Source organism: Sphingobacterium sp. 18053 (assembly GCF_902706145.1).
In the GTDB taxonomy this organism is placed as follows: Bacteria; Bacteroidota; Bacteroidia; order Sphingobacteriales; family Sphingobacteriaceae; genus Sphingobacterium; species Sphingobacterium paramultivorum.
Genome location: NZ_CACSJW010000009.1, coordinates 291,531 through 305,176 on the forward strand (window position 1 = coordinate 291,531; position 13,646 = coordinate 305,176).

The following is a 13,646-nucleotide window of genomic DNA, read 5'->3' on the forward strand; positions in this document are numbered from 1 at the left end:
ATGTCGAGTATAATCAATCGTTTTTTGGGTAAAAAGAGTGTAAGAAATGAAGAGCTTTTGGCACTTGCGGATAGGTTGTCTTTTAGGAACAGTCAGCTGGACAGTTTTTTGATAGGGCATTTTATACAACGTAACAAAATAGATCCAGTGGAGTATTTTGCTTTTCAAGAGCAGTTGCTTAAGCTTCATGTTGACCGATTTGAGGCTCTGCAGGTAGAGCTTAACTTGTTGAACCAATATTTGCAGTTGGCCGAACGTTTTCTTCCAGCAGGTTTTTCAGTCAAATGGGAAAATAAGCTACACTCTCAGGATGAAATTATGTTGCCGCCGCTCATTCTTTTTCCTGTGGTACAGCATGCTGTTGAAAATGGTTATAATACGATGTTTTCTCATCCAGTTCGTATACGATTATCGGGCTCATCAAAGCTGATTATGCTGGAAGTGAGTTATCGCGTGAACCATTACCTGGAAAGCCAGTTTAGCAGCACATTGATACGTGATTTTCGACAGCGATTGGACTATCTTTTTCCGGAAAAACATAATTTGCTGATGAATAGTAACAGCAATACTTCTCGAATAACCTTAACTATCCAACTTTAGATGATATTGAAGTGTTTTAATGCATTCCAGATGCCATTTTCATCAACGCTATCTGTTATATAATCTGCAATTTCCTTTACCTCGGGATTTGCATTACCCATAGCAATTCCAATATGGGTGTGCGCTAGCATTGTAATATCATTTCCGCCGTCGCCAAATGACATGGTTTCTTCCAAGGTGAAGTTGAAATGGTCTAAAAAAACATCTATTCCAATTTTTTTGCTTTGCCCCATAGGATTGACATCAGCAAAAACGGGCGTCCATCTCGAAGCAACTGAATTTGGCATCACATTTTCCATGAATTCAGCTTCTTCTTCAGGATTGATGAAAACATTGACCTGCATAACTGAGTCAAGATCAAAATTCTGTTCGTAATCCCGAACTGGTGGGGTGGGGACATTGACCTGCTGGTACATTTGGAATACCTCCGGTGTAACCTGGTTCAAGGAAATTTCTTTTTCAGACATGAATGAAAAAGTCAGGTCTTCACGCTTTTTAGCATAATTTAATAAGGAGCGAATGTCTTTTTGAGGAATGTTATTTTTATAAATGACGTCCTGTTCCTTCGTGACGCAATACCCGCCATTGAAGGTGATATATCCATCAAAATCGAGGTAACGAATATGCCCCAGCTGATTGTAGGACCTTCCTGTTGAAACAAATACCTTGATGTTTTTTTCTTTTAATAATTGAAATGCCTGTTGAGTAGATTCGGGAACTTGATGTGTTTTGAAACTTAGCAAAGTTCCATCGATGTCAAAAAAAATAGCTTTAATCATGGATTTTTGGGTCAAAATCAAATATACTAAATACTTGGGATAGTGTAACTATTACAATATTAAATTTGAGGTGTTTTATCGCCTAATAGTGCTTATCTCGTTTTTAATTGTATTGAGGATAAGTATGCCCAAATGGAAGACAGTCGGTCTGTAGATGTTAAGTTGCGGTTCTAGATGAAAATTTTTACCACACTTGGTGGAGATAAGTCAACATCAACCGCATAATTAAGAGGAAATAAAACCAGAGATAAAAGGGAATTAAAAGGAAGATTATAGGTATTCATCCGAATGAAGTCCGAATGAGGTCCCTATAAAGTCCCTATGAAGTACGTGTTAAAGGAGCTGTAAATTTGATGTTGGCATAATGTTGGATCTTTTGATATACATGATAAGAAAGAGCTCGAGGGCTTGATGATTTGGCCTGATATTGACTTTTTCGAGGCGCATAAAAAAAGGAAGATCGAGGAGTTTATGATCCTGTTTCTTATTAAAGCGTAGCTAGCGGCCGGTATCGTGTGAAGCTAGATTTTCTTTAGTGGATTTTCGCAAAAATCTGACACAATCTTCTCTAATAATTTCGTAAATTTCAAGTTCAAAAAAATGTAAATTGTCTTGCATTTAATGTATTGTATTAAAGAGGGTTAGAATTTTATGTATATTATTTTCGATACGGAAACGACGGGTTTGCCTAAGCGTTGGGACGCACCAATTACCGATACGGACAATTGGCCTCGCTGTATTCAGTTGGCTTGGCAAATTCATGATGAGATGGGAAATTTGGTCGAACATCACGATTTCTTGATTAAGCCAGATGGATTTGATATACCCTATGACTCTGAAAAAATACACGGCATATCGACGGCATTGGCAGAAGAGCAGGGGGTGCCGCTTCAGGAGGTCCTAGAGAAATTCAATGTGGCATTGAATAAAGCCAAGTTTGTTGTTGGACAAAATATTGGTTTTGATTTGAATATCATGGGCTGTGAATTTTACCGTTATAGTGTTGCGTCTAATATGGCTAATATGCCTGTATTAGATACCTGTACGGAAGTAACAGCTGAACTCCTGAAAATTCCAGGTGGTCGCGGTGGTCGCTTTAAATTACCTAATTTGACCGAGCTGCATTCCTATTTATTTGGAGTACCGTTTGCTGAGGCACATAATGCAACAGCCGACGTTGAGGCGACAACACGTTGTTTTCTGGAGCTTGTCAGAAGAGAGGTTTTCACTACTGAGGAACTTCAGGTCGATACGGGCTACTTTGTCGATTTTAAAACGAACAATCCTGGTCCTATACCCACTGTTGGACTGAAACATATCAACCTAAAAGCAGCTTCTGATGAAATTAGAAAACGGTCTCAGCCAGATGAAGTCAAGGTTGTCGTTGATGCGGACGCGTTAGCAGCTTTAAAGGATGCCAAATTTGCCCATTTGCATAATCACTCTCAGTTTTCGATTCTGCAGTCGACGATGTCGTACGATAAGTTAGTTTCGGCAGCAGTCAAGGATAATATGCCTGCTGTTGCGTTAACGGACCACGGAAATATGATGGGGGCTTTTGAGTTTGTTTCTCGTGTTATAGGCCATAATAAAGAAGTTGAAGCGCAAAATGCGGAGGCTGTTGAAAATGGACAGGAACCTACTGGTCAGCTTTTAAAGCCAATTGTTGGTTGTGAATTTTTTGTTTGTGAAAACCACAAAGATAAGTCGAGGAAGGATAATGGTTATCAGATTGTGTTATTAGCGAAAAATAAACGCGGGTACCATAATCTGGCTAAACTGGCTTCTTTTGCTTATACGTCCGGGTTCTATTATGTTCCGCGGATTGATAAGGATCTTATTCTTCAATATAAAGAAGATGTTATCGCTTTGTCAGGTAACTTACAAGGCGAGGTGCCGAATAAAATACTGAATATTGGTGAGAGCCAGGCCGAAGAAGCCTTGCTGTGGTGGAAAGAACAATTTGGGGATGATTTTTATCTTGAATTGATGCGTCATGGTCAGGAAGATGAAGATCGTGTGAACCAAACGTTGCTGAAGTTTTCCCGTAAATATGAGGTTAAAACTGTTGCGACCAATAATACGTATTACGAGAAGAAAGGCGATGCGCATGCACATGATATTTTGCTGTGTGTGAAAGATGGTGAAAAGCTCTCAACGCCAAAAGGTAGGGGACGAGGGTTCCGTTTTGGCTTACCGAATCAGGAGTATTATTTCAAGTCTTCGGATGAAATGAAGGCTCTATTTAAAGATTTGCCCGAAGCGATTTTAAATATCCAGGAGATTGTCGATAAGATAGAGATATTTAAGTTAAACCGAGATGTCCTTTTGCCTAAATTTGATATACCCGAAGAATTTCAGGTGGAAGCCGATCTTGAAGATGGGGGAAAACGTGGTGAAAATAAATACCTGGCCCATCTTTGTTATGTGGGGGCTGAGAAACGCTATGAAGAAATTACGACTGATATTCGAGATCGCCTAGACTTTGAGTTGGCTACCATTGAGAAAACAGGGTATCCAGGTTACTTTTTGATTGTTCAAGATTTTATTGCGGCAGCCCGAGATATGGGTGTCTCTGTGGGGCCAGGACGGGGATCTGCAGCTGGTTCAGCGGTGGCCTATTGTTTGGGAATTACCAATATCGATCCGATTAAATATGACTTGCTTTTCGAGCGTTTCTTAAATCCTGACCGTGTATCCATGCCCGATATTGATATCGATTTTGATGATGAGGGGCGTGGACGGGTTATGCAATATGTAATTAATAAATATGGTGCTAGTCAAGTTGCCCAGATTATTACCTACGGTACAATGGCTGCAAAGTCATCTATCAAAGATACAGCTCGTGTATTGGATTTACCTTTAGGGGATGCCAATGAAATTGCCAAGCTGATTCCGAATCTTAAATTATCCAAGATTTTTACTTTAGATGACGCCGGCTTAAAGGAAAAACTGAGGACTGAGGAAATTGAAGCTGTTAATAGATTGAAATCTATTGCTGATGGTGCTGGATTGGAAGCTGAAACGATCAGACAGGCCCGGGTTTTGGAGGGGTCTGTACGAAATACAGGTATCCATGCCTGTGGTGTTATTATTACGCCAGACGATATTACTAATTTCGTTCCTGTTTCTTTGGCAAAAGACTCGGATCTTTATGTGACGCAGTTCGATAACCACGTTGTTGAAAGTGCCGGTTTGCTGAAAATGGACTTTTTGGGTTTAAAGACACTGACACTGATAAAAGATACGGTCGAAAATGTCAAATTAAGCCATGGTATCGTGCTGGATCCGGATCAATTTCCGATCGACGATGAGCTTACCTATGAGCTCTTTCAACGTGGAGAGACCATAGGGGTGTTTCAGTATGAATCTCCTGGAATGCAGAAGTACATGCGAGACCTTAAGCCGACGGTATTTGCCGATTTGATTGCGATGAATGCACTCTATCGTCCGGGCCCAATTGAGTATATCCCAAGTTTTATTAAGCGGAAGCATGGTATAGATCCTATTGTTTACGATTTGGATGCCTGTGAGGAATATTTGAAAGAAACTTATGGAATTACGGTATACCAGGAGCAGGTAATGCTTTTGTCTCAAAAGTTAGCTGGATTTTCGAAAGGTGATGCCGACGTTTTGCGTAAGGCCATGGGTAAGAAGCAAAAAGCTGTACTGGATAAGATGAAGCCTAAGTTTGTTTCGCAGGCAGAGGAGAAAGGGCATAATGCAAAAGTTCTGGAGAAGATCTGGACCGACTGGGAAGCTTTTGCAAGTTATGCATTTAATAAATCCCATTCTACCTGTTATGCTTGGGTTGCCTATCAAACAGCCTATTTGAAAGCGCATTTTCCGGCGGAATATATGGCTGCCGTACTTTCTAATAACATGAATGACATCAAGCAGGTGACATTCTTTATGGAGGAATGTAAACGTATGGGACTAGAGGTACTTGGTCCTGATGTGAATGAATCTTATTATAAGTTTACGGTAAATGAATCTGGAGCTATTCGTTTTGGGATAGGTGCGGTTAAAGGTGTCGGGGCAGGAGCAGTAGATGCTATCGTGCAAACACGGCAATCAGGATTGTATAAATCTGTTTTCGATATGGCCAAACGGATTGATCTTCGTGCGGTCAACAAGAAAGCTTTCGAGAGCCTGGCTTATGCTGGTGGTTTTGATAGTTTTGACAATACGCATCGTGCACAGTATTTTCATTCGGATGAAAGTTCAACAGGAATGGAAAAGGCGATACGATTCGGCCAGCGTTTTAAAGAAAATGAAAGTTCGGCCCAGGCGAGCTTGTTTGGTGTAGGTGGTGCTGCAGAATTGCCGGAACCCGTTTTGGCACCATGTCCGCAATGGGGATTGATTGAAAAGCTTAAGTATGAAAAAGATGTTATCGGTATTTATTTGACCAGTCACCCCTTAGATACATACCGGTTTGAAATTGAACATTTTTGTCAGAATTCGGTTTCAGATTTGGCATTGATCAATAAGGTTAAGGCGGCAGAGGTCGATGAAGAGACTTTGCTTGAGTTTAATCGGATCAAGAATAAAGAATTGGTGATTGGTGGCATTATCGCATCGGCAAACCATCGATTGACAAAGACTGGTAAGCCTTTTGCGTCGTTTATCATAGAAGATTATAGTGATTCTTATGATATGGCAGTTTTTGGCGAAGAATACGTCAAGTTGAAGGGATATTTGCAAGAGGGCTATTTTGTGCAATTACGGGGTTTGGTACAGGAACGTTTCAGACAGGTTGGAAATTGGGGCTTTGAGCTGCGTAGTGTACAGTTACTTTCGGATCTTCGTGAGAAGATGGCGAAGAGTTTTACGATTAATATTCCTTTACCTAAGTTGAATGAAGCATTTCTTGACGGAATCAAAGATATACTGGCGCAAAATGAGATTGAGGGGGTTGTGCCAAATTGTCAATTAAAGTTTAAAATTTGGGATCCCCAAGATGAAATATCTGTCGAAATGCCAGCTAAAAGTCTGAAAATAAACCTAACAAATGAATTTTTGGACTGTATAGATAAGTTTGAAGGGATAAATTACCGATTGAATTAGTTTGGATTGGAATTTGTGTAATTAAGATTACAAATACATTGGTAGTTGTTACTATCTTTGTTTATTGATTTTAGCAATTAAATAGTATTAAAGATATAACTTCGGTTTATAAAATTAAAAGATTATGGCATTAGAAATTACAGATAGCAACTTTGAAGAAGTTGTCTTAAAAGCAGACAAACCAGTATTAATTGATTTTTGGGCAGAATGGTGTGGTCCTTGCCGTATGGTAGGTCCTGTGGTTGAAGAACTGGCTAAGGATTATGAAGGTAAAGCTGTTGTAGGAAAAGTAAATGTGGATGAAAATCCAGAGATTTCTGTTCGTTATGGCATTCGTAATATTCCAGCTTTATTGTTCTTTAAAAATGGAGAAATAGTTGATAAACAAATTGGAGCTGTTCCAAAATCAGTATTGAACGAGAAATTAGAAAAACAATTAGCATAACTTAGCTAAATAATAAAAAAAGCCTGAAATATTATATTTCAGGCTTTTTTTGTTTTTAAAATCCAATTTTTTTGATTTTATTTCGAATTTTAGTTGTTTTGTGTCTGTATTTTATTTGTTTTAGTGTGATTTTATGTATTTATATTGTTTTTTAACAGTGTAATGTTTTGTATTTTTTGTGTTTTTGTGTTTTAATATGGTTTTGTTGTTAGTTTTAATGTATTTGTGTTTAATTTCTGATAAAAAATCAATTTTATTTGCAAAAACCAATATTTTTTGCTTCTTTTGAGTATTGAAATTGGTTTTCGAAAAGAATTTGTTTCGATTTTTCGGTTTTGATATTGTTTTTTTTGACTCGATGATTTAGGAGTTGTTTTTTTGAAAAAAAATAGAAATTGACAAAGATTTTCCCTTTCAAATACCCTAGATTATGCCTCGCGTTGCTCTCCGTAACGCGAGTTTTTTTTGGGTAAAGTATGGTAAAAATAAAAGCGGCTATCCTTTCGGATAGCCGCTTTTTATTATTGACTAAATAAACTGAATTATTCAGCAATTACTTCGAAAGGAACTTGAACTTTCACTTCTTTGTGTAAGTTTAAGTTTGCGATGTATTCACCTAGTTCTTTAGGTTCTACTTCGAAAGTGATACGACGACGATCTACATCAAAACCTTTTGCTTTCAACGCATCAGCAATTTGAATGCTGTTTACTTTACCAAAGATTTTACCAGATTCACCTGCTTTAGCACCGATTGAAAGTTTGATAGCTTCCAATTTACCAGCTAATTCAGTAGCGTCTTTTTTGATTTTTTCTTGTTTGAACTGAGCTTGTTTGATGTTCTCAGCTAAAACTTTCTTTGCAGATTCAGTCGCTTGGATAGCAAATCCTTGCGGGATTAAGTAGTTACGACCGAAACCTGGCTTTACATTAACGATATCGTTTTGCTCACCTAAGCCTTTGATATCTTGTTTTAAAATTACTTCCATTTTCTATCGTCCTCCTTATTTAATTGCATCAGCTAAGTAAGGTAATAAGCCGATGTGACGAGCACGTTTAACAGCTTGAGCTACTTTACGTTGAAATTTCAAAGATGTACCAGTTAAACGACGAGGTAAGATTTTACCTTGATCATTTACAAATTTCATCAAGAAGTTAGCATCTTTATAATCGATATATTTGATACCATTCTTTTTGAAACGACAGTATTTTTTACGGTTGTCCTCTACTTTAGGAGCAGTTACGTATTGGATATTTTCGTTAGCCATTAGTTTGCACCCTCCTCAGTTTTAGTTTCAGCTTTTTTGTTGAATGCACCGCTACGTTTTTTCTCGTTGTATGCTTTAGCATGTTTGTCTAAGCTTACAGTCAAGAAACGCATAATGCGCTCATCACGTTTGTATTCAACCTCTAATTTATTGATTAATTCACCTGGAGCCTTGAATTCAGTTAAGTGATAAAATCCAGTAGTTTTTTTCTGGATTGGATACGCTAATTTTTTCAAACCCCAATTGTCTTCAGCGACAATCTCGGCTCCGCCTTCTGTTAAGATGTTTTTGAATTTTGCGATTACTTCTTTCGCAGCATCATCAGAAAGCAACGGGGTAAGAACGATTACAGATTCGTACTGTTGCATTGTGTTAATTAATTTTGTTATTTAAAATTCCACTTTTGTGGAAGTGCAAAGGTAGTTATTATATTGTTATGTTGCAAAGCTTTGAAATAAAAAAGTTTAGATCCTTTGGAGGGATCTAAACTTTTCTCAACCGAACTAGGCTATATTTTAGTTCAATTTCTTTAATTCTTCTTTGATAGCTGCCTGTATTTTCTCGCTAACAGGGACTAAAGGAAGTCGTAATTGATCTTTTCCGATCCCCAATTCCTGTAGAATATATTTTACACCAGCAGGGTTTCCTTCAATAAAACACAGGTCTGTAATGTCAAGGAGTTCATTATGGATCGATCTAGCTTCCGCATAATTGCCTTCAGCGCATAACTTAGCTAATGTGGCGACCTTTTTCGGTAACGCGTTTCCGATCACTGAGATGATACCAGCTGCTCCAAGAGACATCATCGGCAAGGTAACCGGATCATCTCCGGAGATCAAGAGAAATCCTGTGGGTTTATCCCGTAGAATTTCGCTGAATTGCGCAAAATTTCCAGAAGCCTCTTTGATGGCTACGATATTTGAAAAATCATTGGCCAGTCGTAATGTTGTCTGTGCTGTTATATTGCTGCCCGTACGCCCAGGTACATTGTATAAAATAACCGGAAGTGGAGAGGCGTTTGAAACAGCCTTGTAATGCTGGTAAATGCCTTCTTGTGTTGGTTTGTTGTAATAAGGAGATACGGATAAAATCGCGCAGAAGCCTGTTGGATCAAAGCTCTTAATTTGTTCCACAATTTCGACAGTATTATTTCCACCAATTCCAGCAACCAAAGGAAGTCTACCGTTCACGCGCTTGACAGTAAAATCCCAGATACGCTTTCGTTCATCATTGGTTAAAGTGGCAACTTCTCCAGTTGTACCTAAAGAAACCAAATAATCCATACCTTCGTTGATTTGCAAGTCAATTAGCTGACCTAATGCTTCGAAATCAACAGATTCATCTGAGTTAAAAGGAGTGACTAATGCTACCCCTGCGCCGTGAAGCTCGTTCATCTTGTTTTTGTATTTATATAAATTTAATTAAAAAAACTTACTTGGGATTAATGAGTTCAAAGAGTTCTTTATCATTAATCATCGGGATACCCAGTTTTTCTGCCTTCGCTAGTTTGGACGGTCCCATTTTATCTCCCGCTACGAGATAGCTTAATTTGGCAGAAATGGAAGATAACATCTTTCCGCCATTGCTTTCAATTACTGCTGCTAGCTCTTCACGTGAATGATCTGCAAATACACCGGAAATCAGGAAGGTTTTCCCTTCAAGTGCATTGCTAGCAAGGATGATCTCCTTTTCTTCAATTTCGAAATTTAAGCCATAATTTCTCAGTGCGACAATCTGTTGTTGATGAATTGGATTGTCTAGGTATTCTTTGACACTCTCCGCAATACGGCGTCCAATATCTTGTACTCCTTCGATTTCCTCTGTCGAGGCTTGTGCTAGTGCATCAATATTTTTGAAATGCTGAGCTAATTTTTTTGCAATCGTCTCGCCGACATGACGTATTCCAAGCGAAAATAAAACTTTTTCAAAAGGTTTTTCTTTGGATTTTTCGATGCCGTTGAGCATGTTATCGATTGATTTTTGACCGAAGCGTTCGAGTTGTTGTAGGTCATCTTGATGGTCTTTGAGTCCATAGATGTCAACGATATTGTTCAACAAACCTTTCTTGAAGAAAGTATCTACGGTCTCGTCTCCCATTCCTTCGATGTCCATCATTTTTCGTCCGATAAAATGCTGCATTTTGCCAACAATTTGTGGCGGGCATCCAGTTTCATTAGGGCAGTAGTGTACGGCTTCCCCTTCTTGTCGTATGAGTACTGTGTCGCATTCCGGACAAGATGTAGGGTAGACAAAACTTGTTGATCCTGCTAATCTTTTATCGAGGTTTACCCCAATTATTTTAGGTATAATTTCGCCCCCTTTTTCTACAAAGACAGTGTCATCTTCGTGTAGGTCGAGACGTGCGATTTCATTTGCATTGTGTAAGGAAGCGCGTTTTACCGTTGTGCCTGCCAGTTGTACAGGTTGAAGATTGGCAACAGGTGTAACAGCGCCGGTACGTCCAACTTGATAACTAATCGAGTTCAGTTTGGTTTCTACACGCTCTGCTTTGAATTTATAGGATATTGCCCAACGCGGATTTTTGGCAGTAAAGCCAAGTTCCTCCTGCTGTGCGTAATCATTTACTTTAATAACAATTCCATCAATTTCATAACCTAGGTTATGACGTTCGACATCCCAGTAGTCAATAAATGCAAAAACATCGGTTAACGTGCTGCACTTTCTGCTATGCTCGCTGACGTGAAACCCCCAGTCTTTGACATGGTTTAAGCTATTCCAATGGTCGTGAAATAGATTTGTTCTGTTGTCGCAGTACAAAAAGTAAAGGAAACAGTCCAATGGGCGTTTTGCAACTTCAGCAGAATCTTGGAGTTTGATGGTTCCAGAGGCGAAATTTCTTGGGTTGGCATAGGTTTGCTCCTCATTATCGGCTCTTTCCTTATTCAGGCGGAGAAACGCTGATTTGTGCATAAATATTTCACCTCGTATTTCGAATTGATCTGGATAATCTCCTTCTTTGAGTTTGATCGGTATAGAACGAATGGTTTTAACATTGTTTGTGACAACATCGCCTTGTGTACCATCACCGCGCGTAACGGCTTTACTTAGCAGGCCATTTTCATAAGTCAAGCTGATGGATAAACCGTCAAATTTTAATTCACAAACATATTCGAAGTGATCGCCGATAATTTTGCGGATTCGCTGGTCGAAGTCAAGTAATTCCTCCTGATTGTATGTGTTGCCCAATGAAAGCATTGGCCAGCGGTGTTTTTCCGTTTGAAATCGGGAGGTAATGTCTCCACCAACACGCTGTGTAGGGGAGTTGGGGTCGGCAAAGTTGGGATATTGAGCTTCCAGCGCTTCGAGTTCCTTTAATTTAAGGTCGAAGTCGTAGTCCGAAATAACACTGTTCGCCAATACATAGTATTGATAGTTATAATGGTTGAGCTCTGCCGTTAAGTCTTTTATCTTTTTTTCAATATCCATCACCAACATTTTGCAAAATTACAAATAAAAAGTACGTTTAAATAAAATAAATAAAGAATCTTGTCGTAATGACTGCTTTATTTTTAAAATGCGTTTTTCTGCATTTTATGTTACAGGGAAATAATACGCTATTTGAAATCCTCTGGATTTAGCTGAGAAAATTTATGTTTGTTATTTGTGTAAAAATCAATGATAATCGATTTTGTGTACTGCCCTTTTGTATTTTCTTTCACCTTGTATTTTTTTCGTTTTTTAGCATTTTTGAAAATATTCAAGAAGAAATACTGATGTGCGCGACTGATTGCCCAGGCATCCTTGGGTTTCCTGTCGATCAGAAACTTAGCAAGGGCTGCAAAGTCAAACCAAAGCCTGATGAAAATAATCCATATTGCTTTGCCCAGCGGCAGGTTTTTCTGCAGCATGACCATGTTATTCCTAAAATTGAGATAGGTCTTTTTGGGATTACTTGCATTGAGGGTGCCCCCACCAACATGATAAACAATAGATTTAGGACAATAGCCTATCCCATAGCCCATTTTCTTTAATCGCCAACACAGATCGATTTCCTCCATATGAGCAAAGAAATCTTCGTCAAGTCCATCTGCCTCTTTCCAGGCTTCTGAGCGAATAAAAAGTGCCGCTCCAGATGCCCAAAAGATTTCGGATTCATTATCGTACTGTCCAGCATCATCTTCTACTTCATGTAGGATTCTACCTTTACAGAAAGGAAAGCCAAAGTAATCCAGGTAGCCACCGGCCGCTCCGGCGTGTTCGAACTTCTGCTTGTTATGAAATGAGCGTATTTTGGGCTGTGCTGCTGCTAGGGAAGGGTTTCTTTCCAAGTACTCAATCACTGGTTCAATCCAGTTTTGGCTCACTTCGACATCCGAATTGAGGAGTACATAGTAATCAGCATTTACACGCTGCAGTATTTTGTTATAACCGCCTGCAAAGCCATAGTTTTTATCATTTTCAAGGATAGTAATCGTCGGATAGTACTGTTTCACAAATGAAATTGAATCATCATCGGAGGCATTGTCTCCAATGACAAATTCGACATTCGGATACGAACTGTTATATACGGATGGTAAAAATTTTTCCAGAAAAAATCGGCCATTCCAATTGAGGATAACGACAGCTACTTTTGGTAATTCACTCATTTTCTACGTTTTCTTTTCCAGCGATTATGTGACCATAACCAATATTCTGGGTTTTCACGAATAAGCTGTTCAGCAAATTGATTGTGTATATCGGTAATTTCATGTTCTCCAAAGCCACTTGGATCTTCGATTAAAGTAACGAATTTACAGAAATATTGCCCTCTTTTGGGCTTTCTTCCGATATAGCAATAGACCACAGGTGCTTTACTTATTCTAGAAAGTCTTTCGGCTCCTGTATAGACCAATGTTTCCTGATTTAGCCAATTAATAAAATAATCGGAATCCGAATACAGCGGTGTTTGATCGGCAACGAGTATACTGATATTGGGCTGGCCCTTCAACTTTACAATATGACGGAGTATTTGTTTCATTGGTACCATTTCGGCGCCAAACCGACCTCGCATATCATTGTATACTGTGTCAATGTCTTTGTTGTTGAGTGGTTTGTATACAATCAGCGTAGGGAAGTTTGTGATTAAGCTCAAACGGTGAATACCAAGCTCCCAATTGGCATAATGTGAGGTCACCCCAATTACGTTTTTGCCCGCTTCGAGGTGTTTCGTCAATTCTTCTACATTATCCAAAGTTATCTTTTTCTTGACTTCCTCAGCCGTAATCGTTTTCAATTTGATCGATTCGACAAGAAGATCCGGGAAAAAACGATAAAACTTTTTGGCAATCACCAGACGTTCTTTATCCGTTTTTTCTGGAAAAGCATTCTTTAAGTTCTGAAATACAATATTCTTCCTATATCCAATAATATAGTAGAGTATGTAATAAAGCCCATCGGAGATCAAATATAGAAACCAATAGGGGAGAAGAGAGATGATATAGATTAATGCGTTTAACGCTTTTTGTTTCATGCTATAGCTAAAATTCC

The 13,646-nt window shown here is 38.8% G+C and carries 11 protein-coding genes; 3 read left to right on the top strand and 8 right to left on the bottom strand.

All coding sequences use genetic code 11. From position 1 onward, the window contains the following. Entirely contained in the window at positions 1 to 600 is a 600-nt protein-coding gene (locus GVK91_RS21595; RefSeq protein WP_153847739.1) for a hypothetical protein, read from the top strand. Here the strand turns inward: GVK91_RS21595 and GVK91_RS21600 are convergent. After that, positions 597 to 1,379, bottom strand: a complete 783-nt coding sequence (locus GVK91_RS21600; protein WP_159731289.1) for a Cof-type HAD-IIB family hydrolase — start codon at positions 1,377 to 1,379, stop codon at positions 597 to 599. The genes GVK91_RS21595 and GVK91_RS21600 overlap by 4 nt on opposite strands. Before the next feature lie 651 nt (positions 1,380 to 2,030). Between GVK91_RS21600 and dnaE the strand changes: the two genes are divergently transcribed. Both dnaE and trxA read left to right on the top strand, forming a co-directional pair. Next, on the top strand, positions 2,031 to 6,449 hold the full coding sequence (gene dnaE / locus GVK91_RS21605) for a DNA polymerase III subunit alpha (protein ID WP_153847737.1): 4,419 nt from the start codon (positions 2,031 to 2,033) through the stop codon (positions 6,447 to 6,449). 124 nt (positions 6,450 to 6,573) lie between these two features. Then, positions 6,574 to 6,894 carry a thioredoxin gene (trxA, locus tag GVK91_RS21610; protein ID WP_046671752.1) on the top strand — a complete coding sequence of 107 codons (321 nt, stop codon included), beginning with the start codon at positions 6,574 to 6,576 and terminating at the stop codon, positions 6,892 to 6,894. Between the two features lie 542 nt (positions 6,895 to 7,436). On the opposite strand, the gene rplI is transcribed toward trxA, so the two are convergent. From rplI to GVK91_RS21645, 7 genes are all read right to left on the bottom strand, one after another. Continuing rightward, entirely contained in the window at positions 7,437 to 7,880 is a 444-nt protein-coding gene (rplI, locus tag GVK91_RS21615) for a 50S ribosomal protein L9 (protein ID WP_046671751.1), read from the bottom strand. A 15-nt stretch (positions 7,881 to 7,895) separates the two neighbouring features. After that, positions 7,896 to 8,159: a 30S ribosomal protein S18 gene (gene rpsR, locus GVK91_RS21620; RefSeq protein WP_028071347.1), complete on the bottom strand. Its 264-nt coding sequence runs from the start codon at positions 8,157 to 8,159 to the stop codon at positions 7,896 to 7,898. Next, positions 8,159 to 8,527 (bottom strand): 30S ribosomal protein S6, encoded by a 369-nt coding sequence (gene rpsF / locus GVK91_RS21625; protein ID WP_046671750.1) that lies wholly within the window; start codon positions 8,525 to 8,527, stop codon positions 8,159 to 8,161. Before rpsF ends, rpsR begins: the two co-directional genes overlap by 1 nt. Before the next feature lie 147 nt (positions 8,528 to 8,674). Next, complete coding sequence (gene dapA / locus GVK91_RS21630) at positions 8,675 to 9,553, bottom strand: 4-hydroxy-tetrahydrodipicolinate synthase (protein WP_159731291.1); 879 nt, start codon at positions 9,551 to 9,553, stop codon at positions 8,675 to 8,677. A gap of 37 nt (positions 9,554 to 9,590) precedes the next feature. Next, positions 9,591 to 11,615: an NAD-dependent DNA ligase LigA gene (gene ligA, locus GVK91_RS21635; protein ID WP_159731293.1), complete on the bottom strand. Its 2,025-nt coding sequence runs from the start codon at positions 11,613 to 11,615 to the stop codon at positions 9,591 to 9,593. Between the two features lie 119 nt (positions 11,616 to 11,734). Beyond that, positions 11,735 to 12,766, bottom strand: coding sequence for a glycosyltransferase family 2 protein (locus tag GVK91_RS21640; protein WP_159731295.1), 1,032 nt, complete (start codon positions 12,764 to 12,766; stop codon positions 11,735 to 11,737). Further along, positions 12,763 to 13,629 carry a lysophospholipid acyltransferase family protein gene (locus GVK91_RS21645; protein ID WP_159731297.1) on the bottom strand — a complete coding sequence of 289 codons (867 nt, stop codon included), beginning with the start codon at positions 13,627 to 13,629 and terminating at the stop codon, positions 12,763 to 12,765. The genes GVK91_RS21640 and GVK91_RS21645 overlap by 4 nt, the downstream gene beginning before the upstream one ends. Positions 13,630 to 13,646 lie beyond the last annotated feature (17 nt).